23 protein-coding genes and 1 tRNA gene are annotated in these 23,956 nt (G+C 69.6%); 9 read left to right on the plus strand and 15 right to left on the minus strand.

What is annotated here, in order from left to right; all coding sequences use genetic code 11:
• Window positions 1–40 precede the first annotated feature (40 nt).
• Entirely contained in the window at window positions 41–910 is an 870-nt protein-coding gene (locus tag ACYVBN_RS06520) for a TatD family hydrolase (RefSeq protein ID WP_460600820.1), read from the minus strand.
• Window positions 911–1,035: 125 nt separating this feature from the next.
• The gene (gene metG / locus ACYVBN_RS06525) at window positions 1,036–2,817 is read right to left on the minus strand and encodes a methionine--tRNA ligase (RefSeq protein WP_460599821.1); all 1,782 of its coding nucleotides are present in this window, start codon (window positions 2,815–2,817) and stop codon (window positions 1,036–1,038) included.
• 111 nt (window positions 2,818–2,928) lie between these two features.
• Here metG and ACYVBN_RS06530 point away from each other — a divergent pair, with 111 nt between their 5' ends.
• Together ACYVBN_RS06530 and ACYVBN_RS06535 are read left to right on the plus strand one after the other, a co-directional pair.
• Complete coding sequence (locus tag ACYVBN_RS06530; protein WP_460599822.1) at window positions 2,929–3,528, plus strand: DUF4126 domain-containing protein; 600 nt, start codon at window positions 2,929–2,931, stop codon at window positions 3,526–3,528.
• On the plus strand, window positions 3,509–3,874 hold the full coding sequence (locus tag ACYVBN_RS06535; protein ID WP_460599823.1) for a DUF3592 domain-containing protein: 366 nt from the start codon (window positions 3,509–3,511) through the stop codon (window positions 3,872–3,874). The genes ACYVBN_RS06530 and ACYVBN_RS06535 overlap by 20 nt, the downstream gene beginning before the upstream one ends.
• 6 nt (window positions 3,875–3,880) lie before the next feature.
• Here ACYVBN_RS06535 and ACYVBN_RS06540 read toward each other — a convergent pair whose 3' ends face one another.
• Both ACYVBN_RS06540 and rsmI read right to left on the minus strand, forming a co-directional pair.
• Window positions 3,881–5,338, minus strand: coding sequence for a DUF2079 domain-containing protein (locus tag ACYVBN_RS06540; protein WP_460599824.1), 1,458 nt, complete (start codon window positions 5,336–5,338; stop codon window positions 3,881–3,883).
• A complete protein-coding gene (rsmI, locus tag ACYVBN_RS06545) occupies window positions 5,313–6,143 on the minus strand; it encodes a 16S rRNA (cytidine(1402)-2'-O)-methyltransferase (RefSeq protein ID WP_460599825.1) in 831 nt (276 codons plus the stop codon). The genes ACYVBN_RS06540 and rsmI overlap by 26 nt, the downstream gene beginning before the upstream one ends.
• A gap of 99 nt (window positions 6,144–6,242) precedes the next feature.
• On the opposite strand from rsmI, the gene ACYVBN_RS06550 reads away from it, so the two are divergent.
• A complete protein-coding gene (locus ACYVBN_RS06550) occupies window positions 6,243–7,907 on the plus strand; it encodes a dolichyl-phosphate-mannose--protein mannosyltransferase (protein WP_440281176.1) in 1,665 nt (554 codons plus the stop codon).
• Between the two features lie 4 nt (window positions 7,908–7,911).
• On the opposite strand, the gene ACYVBN_RS06555 is transcribed toward ACYVBN_RS06550, so the two are convergent.
• Together ACYVBN_RS06555 and ACYVBN_RS06560 are read right to left on the minus strand one after the other, a co-directional pair.
• Window positions 7,912–9,450 carry a PH domain-containing protein gene (locus ACYVBN_RS06555; RefSeq protein ID WP_460599826.1) on the minus strand — a complete coding sequence of 513 codons (1,539 nt, stop codon included), beginning with the start codon at window positions 9,448–9,450 and terminating at the stop codon, window positions 7,912–7,914.
• Window positions 9,451–9,644: 194 nt separating this feature from the next.
• A complete protein-coding gene (locus tag ACYVBN_RS06560) occupies window positions 9,645–10,127 on the minus strand; it encodes a PH domain-containing protein (protein ID WP_460599827.1) in 483 nt (160 codons plus the stop codon).
• A 227-nt stretch (window positions 10,128–10,354) separates the two neighbouring features.
• On the opposite strand from ACYVBN_RS06560, the gene ACYVBN_RS06565 reads away from it, so the two are divergent.
• From ACYVBN_RS06565 to ACYVBN_RS06575, 3 genes are all read left to right on the plus strand, one after another.
• On the plus strand, window positions 10,355–10,711 hold the full coding sequence (locus ACYVBN_RS06565; RefSeq protein ID WP_440281173.1) for a DUF488 domain-containing protein: 357 nt from the start codon (window positions 10,355–10,357) through the stop codon (window positions 10,709–10,711).
• Window positions 10,712–10,870: 159 nt separating this feature from the next.
• On the plus strand, window positions 10,871–12,103 hold the full coding sequence (locus tag ACYVBN_RS06570) for a S53 family peptidase (protein WP_460599828.1): 1,233 nt from the start codon (window positions 10,871–10,873) through the stop codon (window positions 12,101–12,103).
• A 131-nt stretch (window positions 12,104–12,234) separates the two neighbouring features.
• Entirely contained in the window at window positions 12,235–13,497 is a 1,263-nt protein-coding gene (locus ACYVBN_RS06575; RefSeq protein WP_460599829.1) for a hypothetical protein, read from the plus strand.
• Here ACYVBN_RS06575 and ACYVBN_RS06580 read toward each other — a convergent pair.
• Both ACYVBN_RS06580 and ACYVBN_RS06585 read right to left on the minus strand, forming a co-directional pair.
• A complete protein-coding gene (locus ACYVBN_RS06580; protein ID WP_460600821.1) occupies window positions 13,383–13,862 on the minus strand; it encodes an AAA family ATPase in 480 nt (159 codons plus the stop codon). The two genes, ACYVBN_RS06575 and ACYVBN_RS06580, sit on opposite strands and share 115 nt — an antisense overlap.
• Window positions 13,863–13,900: 38 nt before the next feature.
• The gene (locus tag ACYVBN_RS06585; protein WP_460599830.1) at window positions 13,901–14,704 is read right to left on the minus strand and encodes a class I SAM-dependent methyltransferase; all 804 of its coding nucleotides are present in this window, start codon (window positions 14,702–14,704) and stop codon (window positions 13,901–13,903) included.
• A gap of 122 nt (window positions 14,705–14,826) precedes the next feature.
• On the opposite strand from ACYVBN_RS06585, the gene ACYVBN_RS06590 reads away from it, so the two are divergent.
• Complete coding sequence (locus ACYVBN_RS06590; protein ID WP_460599831.1) at window positions 14,827–16,188, plus strand: MFS transporter; 1,362 nt, start codon at window positions 14,827–14,829, stop codon at window positions 16,186–16,188.
• A 59-nt stretch (window positions 16,189–16,247) separates the two neighbouring features.
• On the opposite strand, the gene ACYVBN_RS06595 is transcribed toward ACYVBN_RS06590, so the two are convergent.
• From ACYVBN_RS06595 to galU, 7 genes are all read right to left on the minus strand, one after another.
• A tRNA-Ala gene (locus tag ACYVBN_RS06595) sits at window positions 16,248–16,323 on the minus strand.
• A 93-nt stretch (window positions 16,324–16,416) separates the two neighbouring features.
• Window positions 16,417–17,535 carry a hypothetical protein gene (locus tag ACYVBN_RS06600; protein WP_460599832.1) on the minus strand — a complete coding sequence of 373 codons (1,119 nt, stop codon included), beginning with the start codon at window positions 17,533–17,535 and terminating at the stop codon, window positions 16,417–16,419.
• A gap of 277 nt (window positions 17,536–17,812) precedes the next feature.
• On the minus strand, window positions 17,813–18,382 hold the full coding sequence (locus ACYVBN_RS06605) for a GNAT family N-acetyltransferase (RefSeq protein ID WP_460599833.1): 570 nt from the start codon (window positions 18,380–18,382) through the stop codon (window positions 17,813–17,815).
• A 52-nt stretch (window positions 18,383–18,434) separates the two neighbouring features.
• On the minus strand, window positions 18,435–18,932 hold the full coding sequence (locus tag ACYVBN_RS06610) for a MogA/MoaB family molybdenum cofactor biosynthesis protein (protein ID WP_460599834.1): 498 nt from the start codon (window positions 18,930–18,932) through the stop codon (window positions 18,435–18,437).
• Entirely contained in the window at window positions 18,929–19,408 is a 480-nt protein-coding gene (gene moaC / locus ACYVBN_RS06615; protein WP_460599835.1) for a cyclic pyranopterin monophosphate synthase, read from the minus strand. The genes ACYVBN_RS06610 and moaC overlap by 4 nt, the downstream gene beginning before the upstream one ends.
• Entirely contained in the window at window positions 19,409–20,653 is a 1,245-nt protein-coding gene (locus ACYVBN_RS06620) for a molybdopterin molybdotransferase MoeA (RefSeq protein ID WP_460599836.1), read from the minus strand.
• Window positions 20,654–20,718: 65 nt separating this feature from the next.
• Window positions 20,719–21,690 carry a UTP--glucose-1-phosphate uridylyltransferase GalU gene (gene galU, locus ACYVBN_RS06625; protein ID WP_440281372.1) on the minus strand — a complete coding sequence of 324 codons (972 nt, stop codon included), beginning with the start codon at window positions 21,688–21,690 and terminating at the stop codon, window positions 20,719–20,721.
• A 60-nt stretch (window positions 21,691–21,750) separates the two neighbouring features.
• Between galU and ACYVBN_RS06630 the strand changes: the two genes are divergently transcribed.
• Window positions 21,751–22,320 (plus strand): 5-formyltetrahydrofolate cyclo-ligase, encoded by a 570-nt coding sequence (locus ACYVBN_RS06630; protein WP_460599837.1) that lies wholly within the window; start codon window positions 21,751–21,753, stop codon window positions 22,318–22,320.
• A 48-nt stretch (window positions 22,321–22,368) separates the two neighbouring features.
• Complete coding sequence (locus ACYVBN_RS06635; RefSeq protein WP_460599838.1) at window positions 22,369–23,904, plus strand: potassium/proton antiporter; 1,536 nt, start codon at window positions 22,369–22,371, stop codon at window positions 23,902–23,904.
• Window positions 23,905–23,956 lie beyond the last annotated feature (52 nt).

Below are 23,956 nucleotides of genomic sequence, written 5' to 3' on the forward strand. Positions count from 1 at the left end.
GGCGCGACTCGGGCCAGACCCGGCGTTCGGTGCCTCGCGGTCAGTCCACCCAAGGACCGTAGACGCGTTCGCTGTTGTCCGACAATGCCCGGCACAGGGTCGGGACGTCGACCGCGAGCACGTCCGCCATGGCGCGGACCGTCAACGGGATGAGGTACGGCGCGTTGGACGCGCCGCGGTACGGGGACGGCGTCAGGTAGGGCGCATCCGTCTCGACCAGCACCTGCTCCAACGGCACGATCGCGAGGGCATCGCGCAGGTCTCGGGCGTTCTTGAAGGTGACCGTGCCGGAGAAGGAGAGCAGGTAGCCCTGCTCCACGCATCGACGGGCGAGGTTGATGTCACCCGAGAAGCAATGCAGCACAGTGCTTTCCGGCGCACCTTCCTCGTCGAGGATGCGCATCACGTCCTCGTGCGCGTCACGATCGTGGATCTGCAGCGCCTTGCCGGCGCGCTTGGCCAGATTGATGTGCCACCGGAACGAATCCTGTTGCGCACCAACGCCATCCGGACCGGTGCGGAAGTAGTCGAGCCCCGTCTCGCCGATCACTCGAATGCGCGGGTGCGCGGCCAACTGCTCGATCTCGGCCCACGCCGCGCGCAGGTCACCGGATGCGGCGAGTTCGGCGGCCTCGTTGGGGTGTATGGCGACACCGCCGAGCATCCCCGGGTGCTGCGCGATCTGGTCCACGGTGAAGCGCGCACCGGCCAGGTCGCAGCCGATCTGCACCACCCGATCGACCCCGACCGCAGCCGCCTGCGACAGCGCCGCCGCGACATCCGGCGGAGGGCCGTCGTGCCGGGCGATGTCGAGGTGCGTGTGGTTGTCGACGACCGCTGTCGGCAGCGGCTCCGGTGCCGGCTGCGGTCCGCTGACTGCGCTGCGCTGATGTCCCTTGCTCACGCACAAGTCCTCTCTGCCGTCGGTCACGCTGATCGAGTGCCGGGGGAGCGAAGCGGAGGAGGTGTATCGAGATCGAGTGCCGGCACTTGATCTCGATACGCTCCTTCGTCGCTACTCGATCAGCGTCGTGCTCAGCGTGCACGACCGAACGGGTCATCCGGGTCGATCGGGTCCAGCTTGGCGAAGATCGGCGTCGGCTTGGCGACCGGCGCGCCGACCGGCACCGGGCGGGACCGCCAGCGCGGGGTGTCGGAGTATTCGCCGGTAATGATCGGGTGGGCGCGGCTGTCGTCATCCAGGTCGCGCACCTGCTCCACACGCGGCATCGGCATGAATTCGCCGGTGCCGCCGAACGTTTCGAAGACCTTGTTGGAGCTGTGCGGCAGGAACGGCGACATCATTGTGTTCAGGTCGGTGATCGCCTGCGCCAGCGTGTGCAGGACCGTCGCCAGTCGCTCCCGCTGATCGTCGCCCTTGAGGCGGAAGGGCTCGGTGTCGGTGACGTATTTGTTCGCCGTCCGGACCAGGCGCATCACTTCGGCGATCGCCGCCTTCTGCCGCTGTGCCTCGAGCAGTTCGCCGACGGCGTCGAAGCCGCCGCGGACCGCCGCGAGCAACTCCTCGTCGATCGGCTCCAGCACGGCCGGTGAGGGGACCTGCCCGAAGTTCTTGGCGATCATCGACGCGGTGCGATTGACCAGGTTCCCCCAGCCGGCGACGAGTTCGTTGTTGTTGCGGCTGACGAACTCCTCCCAGGTGAAGTCGCTGTCCTGGGTCTCCGGACCGGCCGCGCAGATGAAGTAGCGCAGCGCGTCCGCGCCATACGTGGCGATCATGTCCTGCACGTAGATCACGTTGCCGCGTGAGGTGGAGAACTGCGCACCGGACAGGTTGAGGAAGCCGGAGGCGACGACCTCGGTGGGCAGGTTGAGTTCGCCGTACTCCCCCGGCTCACCGCCCTTGTCGCCCTTGCCCATGTAGCCGAGGAGTTCGGCCGGCCAGATCTGGGCGTGGAAGGTGATGTTGTCCTTGCCCTGGAAGTAGTAGCTCTTCGCAGCCGGGTCGTTCCACCACTCGCGCCAGCGTTCGGGCTCGCCGACACGTCGGGCCCACTCGATCGACGCGGACAAGTAGCCGATGACCGCGTCGAACCAGACGTAGAACCGCTTGCTGTCCCAGCCCTCGACCGGGATCGGGATCCCCCAGTCGATGTCGCGGGTCATCGCCCGCGGATGCATGTCCTTGGCCAGCCCCTTGACGAAGTTGATCACCCCGGGCCGCCACGTGCCGGTCGCGTCGACCTCGTCCAGCCACTGCTGGAACGCACCGGCCAGCGCCGGCAGGTCGAGGAAGAAGTGCTCGGTCTCGACGAACTGCGGCACCTCGCCGTTGATCTTGGACCGCGGATCGATCAGGTCGGACGGGTCCAACTGGTTGCCGCAGTTGTCGCACTGGTCGCCGCGGGCCTCCGCGAATCCGCAGATCGGGCAGGTGCCCTCCAGGTAGCGGTCCGGCAGCGTGCGACCGGTCGACGGGCTGATCGCCGTCGTGGTCGTCTGCTCGATCATGTAACCGTTGGCGCGGATCTGGGTGAAGAGGTTCTGCACGACCTGGTAGTGGTTGCGGGTCGTGGTGCGGGTGAACAGGTCGTAGGAAAGCCCGAGGTCGAGCAGGTCCTGGGCGATGACAGCGTTGTACTTGTCGACGATCTCCTGGACGCCGACGCCCTCCTTGTCCGCGAGGACCAGGATCGGGGTGCCGTGCTCATCGGTGCCGCTGACCATCAGCACGTCGTGGCCCGCCATACGCATGTAACGGCTGAAAACATCTGCAGGAACGCCAAATCCGGCGACGTGACCGATGTGACGGGGCCCGTTGGTGTAGGGCCACGCGAGCGCAGACAGAACCTTCATGATCCGCCATCCTAGTTAACGCCCGAACCTCGTCACCGCGCGCGTTTGCACGCGCGACCAGGCACTGACACGATCCTGCGCAGTACGCACAGCATCGACGGGAGGTGTGGGATGTTCGCGGTGCTCACCGGAGCCGGGTTGTCGGCGGCCGCGGGACTGAACGCCTACATCCCGTTCCTCATCGTCGGGCTGCTCGCGCGGTTCACCGGCGTGATCGATCTCCCGGGCGGCTGGCAGTGGATCGAGTCGTGGTGGGCACTCGGCATCGGCGCCGTCCTGCTGATCAGCGAGCTGGTGCTGGACAAGATCCCGGTGGTCGACAGCATCAACGACGTCGCCGGCACCGTCATCCGTCCGGCGACCGGCGGTCTCGTCGCTGCCGCCACCCAGTCGGCGAGTGCGCTGGACCACTCCTCGTTCCTGCGGGACCACGAGTGGATCGCCTTCGTCGGCGGCCTGGTCGTCGCCGGTGTGGTGCACGCGGGCAAGTCGAGCGCGCGACCGGCGGTCAACCTGGGCACCGCGGGATTCGGCGCGCCGGTCGTCTCCACGGTGGAGGACGTGTCGTCGCTCGGCCTGTCCCTGATCGCTGTCTTCGTGCCCGCGCTGGTGGTCGTCGCGCTGGTGGTGCTTGCCTGGGCGCTGTGGGCAGGGGCCCGACGGATGCGCGGCTTCGCGCGAAGGAGGCGGGATGCCGAGCACGTCACCTGACCGGCCGGGCTTCCTGTCCTCCTGGTGGGAGAAGGCCATCGCGCTGGTGGTGCTCGTCGCCGCCGTGCTGCTGGTGTTGCAGTGGTGGCAGGGCCGGGGACCGTCCGGCCCGGCACGTCCGGGTATGGCGCCGGCGACCGTCGTGTCACAGCATTCGGCCGGCAACGGCGAGACCGACGTGACGGCCCGCTATCGCATCGACGGCACGGCCCACACCATCACCGGATCCGTCGGCACGACGGCCTTCCGGCAGCAGGGACGGGTCGTGTGGGTGTGCTACCAGCCGGGCGACCCGACCGACGCTTCCCTCCGGTTGCCGCAGGACGACCTCTGCGGTCAGCGGTGACGCGCCTCAGCAGGTCGGCGTGACACGCTGCCGGTGCGGGAGCTGCACCAGCGTGACGGTGCCGCGGCGCCATACCTGTGCCGCTTCGCGAACCAGCTTCTCCCGTGCGCAGACCGGCACCTGGTAGGTCCACTTCGGTTTGCTGGTGAACATCACGTAGTCGACCGACGGGTGCTGATCGGGGCGCAGCGAGTAGGCGTCGTATGCCGGCACCAGGTAGGCACCGACGTCGGCCTGGGTGGCGACCCGTGCGTCCTTCGGCAGGTGATCGGCGGCCAGCGACCGGATGTTGCGCACGACCGGCGCGGTGTGGAACAGCGAGGACGGCGCCACCGACCGGTCAGCCATCTCGGACACCGCGAGCGCGAAGCCGGCGAGCACCGCGATGCTCACCGCGGCCTTCTCCCACGGGTGAACCCAGGGTCTCGATACACCGCCTGTACCTCGCGGCACTCGACCAGCGGGCAGCTGCACTCGACCGACGGTGTCGACGAAGGCCAGCAACCCGATCGGCCAGAGGATGACGTCGTAGTGGAAGTCCAGTGCCCAGTAGTGGATGTTGGACGAGACCGCGCGCCACAGCAGCGTCGGGACGGCGAGCACCGTCAGCTTCGAGCGGACGCCGATCACCAGGGCGAGCACGACATACATCAGCACCGGCAGCAGGCGCTGCGGGCTGAGGCTGTGGTCCTCCGGGACGGGCAGCTTGTTGCTCGTGCCGATGCCGAAGTAGGCGAGGTAACCGGTGCCGCTTCCCGGTGCGAAGGCGCCGAGCACCACCATCGCGACGAGCACGCCGGCGACGCCGAGGCCGGCGAGGATCAGCGGCCGGCGCCAGCCGTCGGCCCGATACATCCACCACCAGCAGAACCCCGCCGCGAAGACCGTCAGACCGAGGTCCTCCTTGGTCAGCAGCAGCCATACCGACGCCGCCACCGCCCACCCGAAACGGTGCTGCAGCAACGCGATACACAGCACTGCCAGACCGATCGCGGCATACGCGACCTCGTGCACGTCGAACATCGCCGTGGTCAGCACGGCGCGGGAGAAAATCCCGACGACGGCGATCAGCACGGCGACCTTCCACCCGGCCCGCCGCCGGGCGTAGCCGACCATGACCCCGAGCGCGGCGCCCAACAGCACCGACTGGGTGATCAGCAGCGCGGGCGGTGTCGGCCAGATCCGCCACACCACTCCCCAGGTCGCCAGCAGCGGGCTGAAGTGGTCGCCGAGCAGCGACAATCCGCGGATGTGCGAGACCGGCCAGTGCCCTCGCGACCACGCGTCGGCGCCCTGGGCGAAGATGCCCAGGTCGTAGTCGGCACTGTTGCCGGCATTCCACCGTCCGAGCGCGAGCACCGCGAAGAAGACCGTCGCCACGGCAGCGGAGGCCGCACCGAGCAGCCACGCCTGCCGGCGCGGGCTGCCCGCGGCCGACTCAGCGCGCGGCGAGAGCTGCGTCATACAACGCCTTCTTGGACAGGCCGGTGTGCTCGGCCATTTCGGCACACACCGTCTTGAGCCGCTCACCGGCCGCGACCCGCTGCTGTATGACGGGCAGCACGTCCTCGATCGACGCACTGACGGCCGGCGCACCCGAGACCACCACGGTGATCTCGCCCCGGGCACCCTCGAGCGCCCACTCGGCGAGGGCCGCCAACCTGTCGCGCCGGACCTCCTCGTAGGTCTTGGTCAGCTCCCGGCACACGGCGGCGATCCGGTCCCCGCCGAAGGCCTCCGCCATCGCGATCAGCATCTCGGCCAGCCGGTGCGGCGCCTCGAAGAAGACCATGGTGCGCTGCTCACCGGCGAGTGCGGCGAGTCGCCGGGCGCGTTCGCCGGCCTTGCGCGGCAGGAACCCCTCGAAGCAGAAGCGGTCGGTCGGCAGCCCCGAGACCGCCAGCGCCATCAACACCGCCGACGGACCAGGCACGCAGGTGATCCGGATGCCGGCCGCGACGCACGCGTTGGACAGCCGGTATCCCGGGTCGGAGACCGACGGCATACCGGCATCGGTGACCAGCACGATGCGGGCACCCGCGCGCAACTGCTCCAGCAGCTCCGGGGTGCGTGCCCGTTCGTTGTGCTCGTGGTAGCTGACGACGCTGCCCCGGGGTGTCACGCCGAGTTCGTCCAGCAGCCGCCGCAGCCGGCGGGTGTCCTCGGCGGCGACGACATCGGCACCGGCCAACTCCGCCGCCAGTCGCGGGGCGGCGTCCCGCGAATCGCCGATGGGTGTCGCGGCCAGCACCAGCACACCGTCAGTCATGGTGGGCAGTCTCGCACGGCATACGCCCGGCGCCGCCCGGGCACGTAGCTGCCTCGGTTACTGTGACCCGCGACCGGCGACGCGAAAGGGGGCAGGAGCGTGACGATCACGTTGGCACCGGACACGGCCGACAGCGCCGCGGACGACCCGGTGGCGAACCGCCGCGCCGTGCTGCGCCGTCGTCTGCTCGGCGCGCCGCGCACCGCCGAGGCGAAACTCTGGGCGTTCCTCGGTCCCGCCATCGTCACCGTCATCGGCGGCATCATCCGCTTGTGGAACGTCGGCCGCCCGCACCAACTGGTCTTCGATGAGACGTATTACGTCAAAGAAGGCTGGTCGATGCTGCTCTACGGCTTCGAACGCAAACAGGACAAGTCGACCGGCATCACCAACAACCCCGACGGCCTCTTCACCATGGGCAACCCCCATGTGTATGGCGCACAGGCCGATTTCGTGGTCCATCCGCCGCTGGGCAAGTGGTTCATCGGCTTCGGGGAGAAGATCTTCGGGATCGAGTCGTCGTTCGGCTGGCGGTTCGCCGTCGCACTGTTCGGCACCCTGGGCATCTACCTGGTGGGCCGCGCGGCGTGGCATCTGTTCCGGTCGCCGGTGCTGGCCACGCTGGCGTCGATCCTGCTCTGTTTCGAGGGCACCGAGTTCGTGATGTCCCGGACGGCGATCCTCGACATCATGGTGATGTTCTGGGCGCTGGCCGCGTTCACCGCACTGCTGGCCGACCGCACCCGGACCCGCCGCATCCTGGCCGACAAGGTGGCTGCGATGCAGACCGCCGGCACGTGGGAGAAGGCATCGCTCGGCGGCCCGTGGCTGGGCTGGCGACCGTGGCGGTGGGTGGCCGGGCTGTGCCTGGGCATCGACATCGCGACGAAGTGGTCGGGCCTGTACTTCCTGGCCGTGTTCGGGCTGATGACCTGCTTGTGGGACCTGGGCGCGCGACGGGCGGTCGGCGTGCGCCGCTACTGGTCGGCGACCTTCGTCAAGGACGCGTTGCCGGCCTGCGTCAGCGTGCTGCTGCTCTCGCTCGGGGTCTATCTGACCAGCTGGTTCGGCTGGATCGCCAGCAACGACGCCTACGACCGGCAGTGGGCCGCCGACAACCCGGCCACCCAGCACTCCGGGTTCTCCCCGGACAGTTCGCTCTTCTCCTGGATGCCGGACTGGCTGCGGTCGCTGTGGGAATACAACTCCCAGATGTTCCAGTCCGCCTCGGACATCACCTCCTTCCATCCCTACATGTCCAACCCCTGGTCGTGGTCGCTGCAGACCCGGCCGACGTCCTTCTTCTACGAGGGCCCGAAGCAGGGCGACCCCGGCTGCCACGTCGCCCAGTGCAGCAAGGCCATCACCTCCCTCGGCACGGTCAGCATCTGGTGGCTGGGCACCATCGCACTCGCGGTGCTCCTGTTCTACTGGCTGCTGCGCCGCGACTGGCGCGCCGGTGGCATCCTGGCCGGCGTCGCGGCGGGTTGGCTACCGTGGTTCCTCTACCAGAACCGCACGATCTTCACCTTCTACTCGGTCGCCTTCGCGCCATACATGGTGCTGGCGTGTGTGTTCGTTCTCGGCCTGCTGCTCGGCAGACCCGGGGCGAGCGAGCAGCGGGTGATGATCGGCAAGGCCGCGGTGGGCGGCTTCACCATCGTCACGGTCGGGCTGTTCATCTTCTTCTGGCCGATCTGGACCGGCCAGGTGATCCCCTACAGCCACTGGCAGTGGCGGATGTGGCTGCCCAGCTGGGTCTGAAGGGTCACCTCAGGAATTGCTCGACGTGGCCGGGCACGATCTGCGCGGCGAGCTTGCCGACCTGGTCCTGCGGCAGGTCGACCACCGGGTAGTCCTTGGTGCCCGCAGCCGTCGCCAGGCTCACCGTCGCCAACCCTGCGCGGCGCTGGAAGAACGACCGCCGCACAGTGACGCCGACGGCACCACGCCGCTCGACCACGTTGGTGGACAAGCCGATCGAGCCCGACCGCGTCACCAGGAAGCGGTCGGTCACCGCGTGCCCCAGCCAGTGCGCGCGACTTCGTCCCAGCGCGAAGCCCGCCACCAGCGGCAGCACCGCGGCGGCGGCCAGGAACGGCACCCCCCACCCGATCGCCGCCGCGACCAGTGCCGCCGCAGGCACGAGTGCGCCGCCCAGCGCCCGCGTGTACCGCCGCCGCGTCGCCGCCGCGCCGTGCCGTCGCAGCTGTATGGCGCCGGCGTCCTCGCCGAGGACGGTTCCGGCGGTACGGACCACCACCGGCTCGGGCGACGGCGGTGTCAGCGTGGTGCTCATGCCGCGCCCGTCATCCTTGACGCCCGTGGTGATCGCCGAGAGGTGAGCACCACCTGCCCAGCGCAACGGCAGCGGGCGATGCACCTCGACACCCCGTAGCCGCCGGATCTCCAGCGACGTCGCTCGCGTCGTCAGCAGACCGCGCGACACGTGGTAGGTGCCGCCACGTCCGTCGCGGGTGAGGCGAAAACCGTGGAAGGACAACAGATAGCCCAGCAGGGCGAGCACGACGACGACCACCAGCGCGATGACCAGGACAGCCACAACGGCAACCACCACGCCGAGCCTGGCCAGTTGATCCGCGGTGCCGCTGACCAGGCCGTCCTCACCCCAGCCGAGACCGGACTCGTTGAGGAACTGCGAGCCGACACCGACGATCGCGAGCGCCGCGATCATCCCTGCCGGGCCGAACGGTGCGTAGCGGATCCACGCCGGATCGAGTTGGTAAAGCACCGTTTCCGTCTCGTATGCCGCCGTGTCGCGCGCGCTGTCACCGGCGTCGTCGGTCGATCCGGTCGCTTCGTGCGCCGATGTTTCGGGCGAGACCTGAGCGGCGCGGTGCAAGAGGTCGCCACGCAGCGCGGCAGCTTCCGCCATGGTCAGACCGTCCAGTTTCAAAGACTTTTCGCCGGCACCGGTGCCGATCCGCACTTCCGCAAGACCGAGCGCGCGATGCATCACCGACGCCGTCACGTCCACCGACCGCACTCGGTCGATCGGCGCCGACACGGTGGTGGTGCTGACCACGCCGCGCCGGAGCTGGACCTGGTCGGGCGCGAAACGGTAGCGGGTGCTGAACCACCGCAGGATGCCGACGCCGATGGCACCGCCCGCTGCCGCGAGTCCCCACCAGTTCTGGCCACCTGTCGATCCGGCGACGACGATGGCGATCAGCGCCGGCAGGAACCGCCCGACCTCCTTGATCGGATGGATCAGCAACATCCGGGGGCTCAGCCGATGCCAGTCGTCACCGTGCTCGCCGACGCCGTCCTGCTGCTGGCGTACCAAACCTTCCCCAGGGCAGACTTCGGCACGCTCCCGTCCGGCATCCCGTACCAAACCTTCCCCAGGGCAGACTTCGGCACGCTCCCGTCCGGCATCCCGTACCAAACCTTCCCCAGGGCAGACTTCGGCACGCTCCCGTCCGGCATCGCGTACCAAACCTTCCCCAGGGGAGACTTCGGCACGCTCTTCCTCGTCCGTCACGTCGCATCTCCGTCACTCGCGGCCGTGACCACGGTCAGTTCGTGCACGATCCGTTCCGCGACGCCGGCGTCCAGACCCTCGATCCGCAGCTCGCCCTTCGCCGAGGCGGTCGTCACCGTCACCGAACTGAGCCGGAAGATGCGCTCCAACACGCCGCGCTCACTGTCGACGGTCTGCACCCGCGAGATCGGGGCGATCCGCTGCTCGATGGTCAACAGTCCCCGCTGGGTGTAGACGGCGTCATCGGTCACCTCCCACCGGTGGATGCGGTAGCGCAGCAACGGCGCGATCAGCGCATCACCGATGAAAACCACTGCAATCAGGACGATCCCGAGCACTTTCCAGAGTGCTGACGGGTCGAGGCAGTACCATGCACAGCCACCGGCGACGAGCAGCACGACGGTCAGGACGACGCCCTCCACCGCCCACATCGTCCGTACACGAGCGGACACCAGTTCGGCGGGTGGGCGCAGGTCCATGCTCCGACCTTCTCATGCGGACGGTGCCGGGCACCGCGATCGGCATACTGCCGGCCTCTGACCGGATCCGGAGTATGCCCATCGCGCGCCATACACCGCGATCGGCATACCGCCAGCCTCTGACCGGATCCGGAGTATGCCCATCGCGCGCCATACACCGCGATCGGCATACCGCCGCCGGCGCTCCCCCGTTGCAGGCCCCCGGCCGGCGTCCCATCATGGGCCCCATGAGCAGGCACCGGGTCCAGGTCCGCAGGGTGTATGACGCTCCCGAACCCTCCGACGGCACGCGCGTGCTGGTCGATCGACTGTGGCCCCGAGGCCTCAGCAAGCAGAAGGCTCAGCTCGACGACTGGTGCAAGCAGGTGTCGCCGTCGCCCGAGCTGCGCAGGTGGTACGCCCACGACCCCGAGAAGTTCGAGGAGTTCGCCGAGCGCTACCGCACCGAACTGCAGGACCCGGAACGCGCCGATGCGCTCGAAGCCCTGCGCACGGTTGCCGCGTCCGGCACGCTGACACTGCTCACCGCCGCCAAACGCGACGACATCAGCGAAGCCACCGTCCTCGCTGAAATTCTTTCCTAGACAACGGAACCCGACGACAAGCACCCCGCAACAGTCAGCTTTCGATCAAGAATCGACCAGAAATCCCCAGGACTATTGCGCTCGGCTTCGCAGCGGCAGCACACTCAGCCGTCGCCGACAGACAGATCCTGATCGGCACGTCCCCCTGAGGAGTTTCAGATGCGCAAATTCTCCCTGCTCGCCGCTATCAGCCTGGCCGCCTCGGCCGGCGCGGTCGGCGGCATGGTTCCCGCTGCGAATGCGACGACAGGCCACGGTGCCGGCGTGCACGCGGTGCACTCGTGCGCCACCGCGAAGGCCGGCCAGGCGTCCTGCGACGCCGTGCACCTGGTCAACAGCGCGGGTCAGAACGTCGGCAGCAGCGGCCGTCTGCAGCCCGCGGCGGCGGCATACGGCAAACCGGTGAAGCCGTCGGCCATCTCGGGCAAGACGCCCACCGACATCCAGAGCGCCTACAAGCTGTCCGGGCTGAAGTCCGGTGGCCGCACGGTGGCCATCGTCGACGCGTACGGCTACCCGAACGCCGAGCGGGACCTGGGCGTCTACCGCTCGCAGTTCGGGTTGCCGTCCTGCACGAAGGCCAACGGCTGCCTGACGATCATGAGCCAGACCGGCAGCACCAGCAGCCTGCCGCGGACCGACGTCGGCTGGTCGCAGGAGCAGGCACTCGACCTCGACGCCGTGTCGGCCGCGTGCCCGGACTGCAAGATCGTTCTGGTGCAAGCGAAGTCGGCATCCTTCGCCGACCTCGGCGCGGCCGTCAACCAGGCCGCGAAGGTGCCCGGCGTCGTGGCCATCTCCAACTCCTACGGAGGCGGCGACGCACCCGACTCGACGTACGGCAGCTACTACAACCACCCGGGCATCGCGGTCGCCGCGTCCACCGGGGACAACGGCTACCAGGGTGCCAGCTTCCCGGCCTCCTCGCACTACGTGACCGCCGTCGGCGGCACCTCGTTGTCCACCGCGTCCAACTCCCGTGGCTGGACCGAGAGTGCTTGGAGCGGAGCGGGATCCGGCTGCAGCACCTCCAACGTCGCACCTGCCGGCCAGGACCCCTCGGCCACCCACTGCGCAGGTCGTGCGATGGCCGACGTGTCGGCGGTCGCGGACCCCAACACCGGTCTGGCGGTCTACGCGCCGACATCCTCGCGCAGCTCTTCGTGGGCGCAGTACGGCGGCACATCCCTGTCCTCACCGCTCGTCGCCTCGGTCTACGCCTTGTCCGGCAACACCAGCGGCTACGCCAACACCAAGCCCTATGCCAACCCGTCGGCGCTGTTCGACGTGACCACCGGCAGCAACGGCAGCAACCAGTACTGGTCCAACGCCGGCGTCGGCTGGGACGGCCCGACCGGCCTGGGCACACCGAACGGCACTGCGGCGTTCTGATCGCCAGCCCCTGACCCAGCACGAGGAGACCTCTGCCGCACCGCGCGGCAGAGGTCTCTTGCGTCGCCGACAGCGGCTTCCTCAGTAACTTCTGCGCGACCTCCCAGGTTGGGACGGCACGCTCGAGCGTGATGACCACCGACACCACCTGGGAGCTGCCCGTGCACACCGCGCGGGCCGCTCCACCACCGGCCCGTTCCGGCCGGGTCCGGCCGTCACCGACGCGTTGGCTCGTCGGCGGCCTGACCCTCTGGGTTCTCCTGTCCGGTCTGCTCGCCGCCCGCCACGGCATGTACTCCTGGCACTACTTCGCCACCGCCGGCCGGACACTGCTCGGGCACGGTGGATTCCACGTCTACGCACACCATCCTGAATTGCAGTTCGGCCCACTCACCATGGCGGCATCGGCCGCTCTCGTCGCCGTACCCGCCGCTGCCGCCGACGCGCTCGCCTGTCTGCTGATGCTCGCCCTCGGTCTCGGGTGCGCCACGCTACTCACCGACCTCAGCCGTGGCCAGACCGGGCGACGGCTGCCACTGGCCGGAGCACTGATCTACGGCCTCCTGCTGTCTCCGTTGTGGCTGGTGCTGGCCGTCCACTACGGCCATCTCGACGACGCGCTGGCGCTGTTCCTCCTCACGGCCGCCGTGGCGACCGCCCGCCGGCAGCACTGGACCGCCGCCGCACTGCTGCTGGCCGGTGCCACCGGAGCGAAGCCCTGGATCCTGCCGATGGCGATATTGTTGCTGGCGGCGCCGCGCCCCCGCCGCCTCAAGGCGTCGGCGTTGTTCTGCGCAGCTGTGGCGATCCCGTGGAGTCCGTTCGTCCTCGCGGACCCGCGCACGCTCGACCTGGGCAACTTCACGATCACCGTCGCCGACAACTCCGTGCTGCGGCTGCTCGGGTCCTCCGCGCTGACCACCCCGGCGTGGGACCGGCCGCTCCAGTTCGTCCTGGGTGCCGCACTCGCGGCCTGGCTGGCACACCGTGGCCGCTGGCTGAGTGTGCCGTTCGCAGTGTTGTCGGTGCGTCTGCTGCTGGATCCGCAGACCTACCTCTACTACGCAGCGGGTCTGGCGGTGGCTGCCGCGATCGCCGACCTGGCGCGCCGACGCCGGCTGCCGATCCTGACCGGTCTCACGTGCTCGTGGACGGCACTCGCAGCCGCACTGTCCGCACTCGGACAGCCGACCGGGTCCGCGAGCATCCGGCTCATCGGCCTGACCGTCGGACTCGCAGCGATCGTCGGCGCTGACGGCTGGTCCGACGAGACACCGGATTACCCCGCGTCCAGCTCACGCCGCCCGCGGCGCCATACACCGAGCGCAACCGCGACAGCGAAACAGCCGATCAACACCATCGCGCCCATGGTCGGTCCGGAGCCGCCCGCGTAGTCCGGCACATGCGCGAAAACACCTGCGTCATCGAGCCATTGCGGTGCTCCGAGCTGCTCGTTCAGCTCGGTGACGAGCCGGGCCGAGTCCTGCGTCGCCAGCACCGCGCTGATCGTGGAAGCGGCCAGGTGCCGCAGCTGCGACAGCTCACCGGTCTCCACCAGCCGACCGTCCTTGATGATGGTGACGGTGTCACACAGTTGCTCCACCTCACCGAGGATGTGGCTGGACAGCAGAACGGTTCTTCCGTCGGACACGGCCCGCTCGACGCACTCGGCGAAGGTGCGCTCCCTCAACGGGTCCAGGCCGGAGGTGGGCTCGTCCAGGATCAACAGCCGGGTGCGTGCCGCGAAGGCGGCGACCAGCGCATACCTCGATCATCGACTGTGACGTGACGTCACAGTCAAGACTTCCGGGCGACCACCTGCAGCCACCCGATGGGGGCGTCGAACACACCGTCGCCATACTCCTCGCGCAGTGCCTGCGCCGCCACCTCGGTCGCCCGCTCGATCCCGATCGTCGGGTGCGCGGCGAGTGCCATGCGCAGCGGCGTGCCGTGACAGATCGCCTCGGCGGTCTCCTCCGGTGTGGACCGGCTCGTGGCGCTGAGCGTCTCCACCGCGATGTCGTCGAATCCGGCGATCCGCAGGTGCTGCCGGACCTGGTCCGGGTCGAAGTAGGCGTAGGGCACCCGTCGCAGGAACTGCACCGGCACCTCGCCGGCGGCGGCGTTGACCGCGTCATCGACGATCCGCCACGACGGGCTGGCCTCGATCCGGTCCCACACGGTGCAGCAGAACGTGCCACCGGGCCGCAGCACACGGAGCGACTCGGCGAAGCCACGCGGCTTGTCCGGGAAGAACATCGCACCGAACTGGCACGCGACCGCATCGAAGGAGCGCGCACCGAAGGGCAGCTCGAGTGCGTCCGCGACCTGCCAGGTGACGTGGTCGGAGCGGCACAGCTGCAGCGCGGTGCGCAACATCGGCGCGTTCAGATCGGTCGCCGTGACATAGGCGTCGCCGGCCGCCACGAGCTGGCGGGTGAGTACGCCTGTGCCGGCACACGTTTCGAGTATGTCGCGCGGTGCGGTGGCCAGCACTGCAGAAGCCAGCCGGCGGGCGGGCTCGGCGAAGATCAGCGGCACGAGCAACCGCTCGTACGTCGCCGGAATCGACCCGACGAATGCGGCGTCACCCTTCGCCATGGACAGACGCTACTCCGCGACGACCGGGTGGCGACAGGGCGCACGTGACGTCCTGCCCCGCGCGATAATGGCAGGAGGGTCGCGTCCCCGGCGCCCCTGACTCCCCCGATACCGGAAGCACCGTGCCAACCACACCACCACAGACGGCCAACCGCACCTCCTCACCCCGCGAGCACCTGCCCCCCGCGGCCCACCACCGGCGACAGCAGGACGGGTTGTTCGCGTCCCTGCGCAACCGCAACTTCCGCTGGTTCGTCTTCGGTCAGGCCGCGTCCACCTCCGGACTGTGGACGCAGCGCGTGGCACAGGACTGGCTGGTGCTGACCCTAACGCACAACGCGTTCGTCGTCGGTGTCGCGACCGCCATGCAGTTCGTGCCGACGCTGATCTTCGGGATGTCCGCCGGACTGGTGGCGGACCGCTTCGACAAACGGCACGTGCTGATGGGCACCGTGTCGACGCTCGGGTTGTGTGCCGCCGTGCTCGGGGTGCTCTGCGTGACCGGCACCGTCCAGCTGTGGCACGTGCTGGTGATCGCCTTCCTCACCGGCACCGCCGCCTGCTTCGACAACCCGACCCGCTCGGCATTCATCCACGAGATCGTCGGCCCGGAGAAGCTGCGCAACGCGGTGAGCCTCAACTCGGCGATCTTCCAACTGGGTGCACTCGCCGGCCCGGCGGTGTCGAGCGGGCTGATCACCGCGGTCGGCACCGGTTACGCGTTCCTCGCGACCGGTGCTTGGTACGTCATCGTGTTCGCCGCGTTCCTGGCGATCCGCACCGCCGAGCTGCGCACCGTGCCGCGGCTGGTCCGGGCCAGGGGACAACAACGTATGGCGCTCGCCGAGATCGTGCACCGCCCAGTGCTGCTGTGGCCGATCGTGCTGGCCGGCGTGTGCGCCTTCTTCACCACCAACTTCGCCGTCACGCTGACGGCGTTCGCCAAGGACCTGCACCTGGACGCCGGCGGCTACGGGTTCCTGACGATCTCCCTGGCGCTCGGTTCACTGATCGGCGCGCTCGCCTCCGCCAAGTGGCCGGGATCGCGGCTGCGGCACATCGCGGGCCTGGCCGCGGGCCTGGCGGCCGGGCAGCTGCTGGCGGCCTTCATGCCGAACATGGTGACCGTCGGTGCCGCGTTCGTCCTCATCGGCGCCATCGGTATGCCGTTCCTGATCGCGACGAACACCTCGATCCAACTCGCCTCCGGCGACTCGATGCGCGGTCGCGTGCTGGGCGTCTACATGCTCGTCACGCTGGGCTCGGCAGCAGTCGGCGGACCCGTCGTCGGCCTGCTCGACCAGGCCGGCGGCGCCGCACTGGGCCTGCTCGCCGGGACCGTGGTGATCGGTGCGGCCGCCGTGCTGGTCAGCCGCCAGCTGGCCCGGGTGGCCGGCATCGAGGTCCGCGACCGGCTCCGGCTGCGCGCTGCGACCATGCGGGCCTGGCTGGCCACCACCACGCGTCTCACGGGCCAGCGCTGAGCCGACGCGCGACAAACAGCGGGCCGGACATCGTGACGATGTCCGGCCCGCTGCTGATCTGGTGGAGCATAGGGGATTCGAACCCCTGACCTTCTCATTGCGAACGAGACGCGCTACCAACTGCGCCAATGCCCCAGGAAGCGAGAGCAACTTTAACACTGCGAACCTGATCGGCTAAATCGGGGCCGACCCGTGCGCGGCGGTGCCGCAGCTCCCGCTCGCTACCGCTCAGCCGGCGCGGAAGACCGACGGCAGGTCGTCCAGGTCCTGGTCGAGTGCGAGCCCGTCGAAGGGCAGGTCCTCGTTGGCCACGTCGTCGTACGAGCGGCCGGCGGTCGGCGCCGGGGCCGGGCGTTCGGGCGCCCGTTCCTTCATCGTGTATGTCGGGCGCGGCACCGCGACGGGCTGCCAGCCGTCCCCGGCCTCGTGCGTCCGGGCGGCCGGCGCCTGGGTCGGCGACTGCTCGACGATGAGCTCCGGCGCCGCACCGGTGTGCTGCGGTGTCGATGCGACGCCGGCCGCGACGTCGAAGACCTGCTCGACGGTCGCCGGGCGGGGCTGCGGCTCGGTGGGCGCGACCGGGTCCGGCATCGTCGCCTTGGTCACGGGGACCACGGGAGCAGCGGGCGCAGCGCTCTTGCGCTGCGGCAGTTTCACCCCTGCTTCGGGCCGGCGAGCAGCCTGTGCGCGTGCCGGGTGTTGTGCGGAGCGGGTGGAGTCGCGTCGGACGGCTCCGGCGGCCATCGCCGAGGCGCGGCACCACCAGAACACACCGCCGGAGATGGCGAGCATCAGGACGGGCGACCACCACGGCAACGCACCGAACGGTGCGCAGACCACGGTGATGAGCAGCAGCGACAAGCTGCCGATCAGCGCAATGGCTCGCAGCTTCGGCGAGCCGGCGTGAGTGGCGAAGTTGCCGAGGCGCTGCATCGCCTCCCCCGACGAGTTACCGGCGGCGGTGAGCCGCCGGACGCCCGACGCGGTCCCTCCATCGCGGCGTTCGGAGGTGGGTGCGGTGGGCTGCTGAGTTTCTCCGGTCATGACGGTCCCTGCTCGCAGTGACGGCCGCGGTGCGCTCGCGCGGACCAACGGTGCCGAGATTCGGCTGGCGTGCGGTGCTTCGGATGCCTGCATGGTGCTTCGCTGGGTGCCTTCGGCGTCGTCGATGCCGCCGAAGTCTTCGACCCGGTGCTCGCGTCGTTCGAGCACCCGCATCGCGTCGCTGAACTGATCGACCGAACGCGCGGTCGCCAGCGCCTCACGGCGCCGGATCCAGTGCTGTAAGAGATAGGCAGCCCAGATGACGACGATGGCCAGGAAGATCAGGCTGCTCGGCTGCTGCACGGGACAAGACGTTAGATCCAAAACCGTTGCAATCCGTGGAGGTACACGGTGTGTCGCCACTTGGACAGAAAGGCCTCGCCGTGCTCGACGGCGCGAACCGGCACGGGTTCCGTTGCCTGAGTAGCGATTTCACATCGGTCACACGCGTCACGCCGCCACGTCCCGAGTATGCCGATCGCGCGCCATACGCCGCGCTTGGCATACTCGGCGGTCGGTCACACCGCGATCGGCATAGTCGGCGGTCGGTCACACCGCGATCGGCATACTCGGGGGCCGGTCAGACCGCGTTCTCCCCGCGGAACCTCCGGAAGCGCTCGACCATGGTCTCGGTCGGCAGTTCCTCCGCCGTCACGGCGAAGGTGAGGTGGTCGTGCCAGGCGCCGTTGATGTGCAGGTAACGCTTGCGCAGCCCCTCTTCGCGCAGCCCCAGCTTCTCCACCACCCGCAGGCTGGCGTCGTTGTCGGGGCGGATGTTGACCTCGATCCGGTGCAGGCCCACCGCGCCGAAGGCGTGGTCGATCGCCAGCGCCAGCGCGTACGGCGTGATCGACCGGCCGGCGTACTGCTCACCGATCCAATACCCCGCGGCCGCCGACAGCAGCGCACCGCGGGATATCCCGAACAGGTGCATCTGGCCGGCCAGCGCGCCGTCGACCTCGATCGCGAAAGGCAGCAACCTGCCCTCGTGCGCCTCCTTGTCCTGGAAGCGGACCATCTGCGCATAGCTCATCACCACAGCTCCCGCGCCCGGCGCGGTGGAGTCCCAGGGTCTGGTCCATGCCGCGTTGACGCTGCGCAACTGCAGGAACTCACGCCGGTCGGCCCGCACCCGCAGCGGTCGCAGCACGATGCGCGAGCCGCGCCAGTCGCCGGCGACCGCGGTGGGCCACCACCTGGACCTAATGATCTCCCCCGTCGAGTTGCGAGATCGCGTGCGGCAGCACCGATTCGAGCAGGCCCAGGGCGTCCCGGACTCCGCCGGTCGAGCCGGGCAGGTTGATGATCAGCGTGCGTCCCGCCACCCCCGCCAGCCCGCGCGACAGCGTGGCGGTCGGTATGCCGGCGCCGACGCCCTGCCCGCGGATCGCGTCGGCGATGCCGGGCACCTCGAAGTCCAGCAGCGGCCGGGTCTCCTCGGGCGTGCGGTCGGTGGGAGTGAGGCCGGTGCCGCCGGTGGTGAGTATGACGCGGGCGCCGCTGTCCAGCGCCTCCCGCAGTGCGGCGCCGACCGGTGGACCGTCCGGCACCACGCGCCGTGTGACGGTGAAACCCCAGTCCGCGAGCGCCTTTTCGAGGATCAAGCCGGATCGGTCGTCATACGTCCCGGCCGCCGCACGGTTGGAGGCCGTCACGACCCAGGCGGCTCTCGCCCGCGGTGTGTCCGGTCCGGCGCTCATGCCTGGTCCTCCCGCCAGTCGCCGGAGCGTCCACCGGACTTGGCGGTCACCCGGACGTCGGTGATGCGGGCGTGCTTGTCGACCGCCTTGATCATGTCGATCAGCGCGAGCGCGGCGACGGAGACGCAGGTCAGCGCCTCCATCTCGATGCCGGTCCGGTCGGCGGTGCGGACCTCGGCAGCGATGTCGACACCGTCGTCCTCGACGGTCAGCTCCACCGCAACGGCGTGCACCGCGATCGGGTGCGCCAGCGGCACCAGGTCGGGAGTGCGCTTGGCCGCCTGGATGCCGGCGATCCGGGCCACCGCGAGCGCGTCACCCTTGGGCACGGTGCCGGACCGCAGGGTGCCGATCGCCGCCGGCGACAACAGGACCCGGCCGCGGGCCTGCGCCGCGCGCGCCGTCACGTCCTTGGCGCTGACGTCGACCATGTGGGCCGTGCCGTCGTCACGCAGATGGGTCAGCCGGTCTCCCATTTACGCCAGTCCTTCCAGAGGAATGATCCGCAATGTCTCCCCGACCGCGACATCGGTGGTGGCTGCCGGGACCACCGCCAGCGCTTGCGAACCGGCCAGGCCGCCGAGGACGTGGGAGCCCTGACCGCCGATCGGCCGCACGACCCGGCCGTCCTCGTCGAAGACGACACGCGCGAACTGCTGGCGGCCCGGCGGCGACGTCCACTTCTCCGCGACGGCCGCCTCGACGGTGCGGATCGCCGGGTCACGGCCCGCGAGCACGCGTCCGGCCGGAGCGACGAACACCAAGAACGACACCAGCGAACTGACCGGGTTGCCCGGAAGTGCGAACACCGTTGCGCCCGCGATGTTCCCGAACCCCTGCGGTTTGCCCGGTTGCATCGCCACCTTGACGAACTCGAAGTCCGCGTCGCCCTCGAAGGCCAGCTTCAGCGGTTCGAACGCACCGGCGCTCACCCCACCGCTGGTGACGATCAGGTCGGCTGTCGCGGCCAGTTCGGTCAGTGCCTCGCGCACCTGCTCGCCGGTGTCCCCGGCGCGGCAGACCGCCACCACGTCGAAGCCGCACTCGGCCGCGAGTGCCGCGAGCATCGGGCCGTTGCAGTCCACGACCTGTCCGTGTCCGGCCTCGGTGCCGGGGTCCACGAGCTCGTCGCCGGTGCTCAGGATCGCGACGCGCGGACGCGGGATCACCGCGATCTGCGGCGCGCCCGCGGACAGCAGTGCAGGTATGTGACGGGGCAGCAGCGTCGTCCCGGCCGGCAGCACCTGATCGCCCGGACGCAGGTCCTCGCCGCGTCGTCGTATGGCGCGCCCGGCCTCGACCGCCTCGCGGATCTCCACCCGCTCCAGCCCACCGTCGGTGAGCTCCACCTGCACCACGGCGTCCGCGCCGTCGGGCAGCGGAGCACCGGTCATGATCCGCCGGCAACTGCCCGGCTCGAGGCGCAGCGTGCGGGTGTCCCCTGCGGCGATATCACCGGCCACCGGCAACGACACCGGTGCGTCGGGTGTCGCTCCGTGCACATCGGTGGCGCGCACGGCATACCCGTCCATGGCGGAGTTGGTGAAGCCCGGCAACGCGACCCGGCTGACGAGGGGCTCGGCGGTCACCAGACCCAGCAGGGGGTGTCCATCGGCGGCTCCGGTGAGTGCGTCCGCGAGGTCGGCGACGGTGACGCTCCGCGGCGCCAGCGGGCGCACGGCGGCGACGACCCGCTGCTGGTATTCGTCGAAAGTGAGCACGTCGGCAGCCTACTGACCGGCCCCCGGAGTCCACCGGCCGCTCACCGGGCCGCCGCTACCGCCGGTCAGTGACCGAGACGTTCGCGTTCGGACGGCTCCGCGGCCTTCCCCGGCAGTCCGCGACCCTCCTCGGAGTCGAGCCAGGACAACAGCCAGGACCGGAAGTCGGCGCCGAAGTCGCGGTGCCGTACGCCGAGGCGGACCATCGCCTTGAGGTAGTCGAGCCGATCACCGGTGTCATACCGCCGGCCGCCGAACACGACGCCGGTGACACCGCCGCCCGGCCGGCTCGGGTCCGCCGCCATCTCCAGCAGCGCGTCGGTCAACTGGATCTCGCCCCCGCGCCCGGGCCCGGTGTGCTCCAGCACCTCGAAGATCTCCGGCGCGAGGACGTAGCGGCCGATGATCGCCAGGTTGCTGGGTGCTTCGCCGACGGCCGGCTTCTCCACGAGGGAGTCCACCCGCACGACGTCGTCACCACTGCCGTCCAGCGCAGAGACCGCGGCGCAGCCGTAGAGATGGATCTGGTCCTCCGGCACCTCCATCAGGGCGACCACCGAGCCGCCGTACTGCTCCTGCACCTCGATCATGGTGTCCAGCAACGCATCCCGCTCATCGATGAGGTCGTCACCGAGCAGCACCGCGAAGGGGGCGTCGCCCACGTGCGTCTTGGCACACAGGACCGCGTGGCCGAGACCGCGGGGCTCACCCTGGCGGATGAAGTGCACGTTGCCCAGGTTGGCCGACTTCTGCACCCGGCGCAGGCGCAGTTGGTCGCCCTTGCGCTCCAGCGCCTGCTCCAGCTCCCAGTGCCGGTCGAAGTGATCTTCCAGCGCCGCCTTGTTGCGTCCGGTCACCATCAAGATGTCGTGTATGCCGGCCCGCTCCGCCTCCTCGACGACGTACTGGATCGCCGGCTTGTCGACGACCGGCAGCATCTCCTTGGGGATGGCCTTGGTGGAGGGCAGGAAGCGGGTGCCCAGACCTGCCGCCGGAATGACTGCTTTGCGCACGTGTGGTTTCCCCTGGGTCGTCATGGTCGTCAGGCTAAGGCACCGTCTCGGCGAGTTCCGGTGTTATCCGGGAGAATGAGCGGTATGCCACTCGTGCTCCCTGCCGACAAACCGTCCGCACGCCGGGTGGTGCGCGTGGCACGCGCACAGCGCCGGGCCGAGACGACGCCCGCGGCACGGCACGCTCTGGGTGAGGCGCTCGCCCACGGGTTGCGGCAACGGCTCGAGGCCACGTCCCGACCCGCCGTCGTGGCGGTCTACCTCTCGTTACCCAGCGAGCCGCCCACCGAACCGCTCATCGGGATGCTGCGCGAGCACGACATACGACTGCTGGTGCCGGAACTCCTGGCGGACAACGACCTGTCCTGGAGAGACGTGGCCACGGGCACCGACCTCGGCGTCGCGGCCATCGGCAGCGTCGGGCTGGTCGTCGCGCCGGCGCTGGCCGTGGACCGCGCGACCGGGCTGCGGCTGGGTCAGGGCGGCGGCAGTTACGACCGTGCACTGGCCCGCACGAAGCCCGGGACTCTTGTGCTGGCAGTGCTTTTCGACGACGAACTGGTGGACGGCGTCCCGGCCGAGCCGCACGACCGCCCGGTCGATGTCGTGCTGACCCCGTCCGGTGGCGTGGTGCCGGTCGGCTCCGGCGTTTGAAATACTGTCTCCGAGCCCCGGTCCGACCACCTCGCGAAGGAGACCTTTGTGGCCGCCTCCGCCGCGCAGAGCTTCACCACACACGACCTTGCGCTGGTGCTCTTCATCTCGGCGGTGGTGCTGCTCATCGCGGTGCTGGCGGTCCGCTTCGCCAACCGCTCCGGTATGCCGACCCTGGTGCTCTACCTCGGCATCGGCCTGATCATGGGCGACGGTGGCTTCGGCATACAGTTCGAGAATCCCGAGCTGACACAGGTGTTGGGCTACACGGCGCTGGCGCTGATCCTCGCCGAGGGCGGCATCTCGACGCGGTGGTCGAGCATCAAGTCGTCCATCGCGCCGGCGGCGTTGCTGTCGACGCTGGGCGTGCTGGTATCCGTCGTGGTGGTCGCCGCCTTCGTCGTACTGCTGCTGGGCAAGTCGTGGACGATCGCGTTGCTGCTGGGCGCAATCGTCACCTCGACCGACGCTGCCGCGGTGTTCTCCGTGCTCAAACGGGTCGGGCTGCCGGCTCGGCTGACCGGTGTTCTGGAGGCGGAGTCCGGTTTCAACGACGCTCCGGTGGTGTTGTTGGTGGTCGCCCTGGCCGACACGGCGACGCCGGGCCGCAGCGCGCACGCGTGGTGGGTCGTGCTGCTGGAGGCGGCCGGCGAACTGGTCGGCGGTGCCCTCATCGGGCTCGCGATCGGCTGGCTGTTCGCCAGGCTCAGCCACCGCAACGCGCCGACCTCCTCCGGTTTGTTCTCGATCGGCATCCTCGCGGTGGCCGTGCTGGCCTACGCGACCGCCAGCCTGGTGCACACCAGTGGGTTCATCGCGGTCTACCTGGCGGCGCTGGTGCTCGGCAACAGCAACCTGCCGCACGGGCGGGCGGTGCACGGATTCGTGCAGTCGGTGGGCTGGCTCGCGCAGATCGGCCTCTTCGTGCTGCTCGGCCTGCTGGCCGCGCCGAGCCGGCTCGACACCCAGATCGTGCCGGCCATCATCGTGGGCCTGGTCCTGCTGCTGGTCGCCCGGCCGGTGTCGGTCTTCGCCAGCCTGGCGTGGTTCCGTTTCCGCTGGCAGGAGCAGCTCTTCCTGTCCTGGGCCGGTCTGCGCGGGGCCGTCCCGGTCGTGCTGGCGACCGTGCCGCTGACCGTCGGCACTCCCAACACCGACTGGATCTTCGACCTGGTCTTCGTGCTGGTGCTGATCTTCACGCTCGTCCAGGCGCTGCCGATGCCGTGGATCGCCCGCCGGCTCGGCGTGGTCGAAGCGGCCCAGGTGCTCGACCTGGACGTCGAAGCCACGCCGCTGGAGGAGTTGCACGCGGACGTCCTGCAGCTGCACGTCGGCTCGACGTCCCGGCTCAACGGCGTGGAGATCCAGGAACTCCGGCTGCCCCAAGGGGCCAACGTCACCCTCATCGTCCGCGGCGAACAGGGTTTCGTGCCCAGCCCACGCACCGTCATCCGGCGGGACGACGAGTTGCTGCTGGTCACCACCGCCACCTCGCGGGACCAGGCAGTCCGACGGGTGCGGTCGGTCTCCCGCGACGGGCGTATGGCGGGCTGGGCGACGCCCCTGCGGTCGGAGTCGGAGTAGGACCGGCCGCGACGCCCTGCGTCGGGCAGGAGCGAATTTCAGCGACGCCACG

The sequence above is a fragment of the Flexivirga lutea genome, from assembly GCF_054778955.1.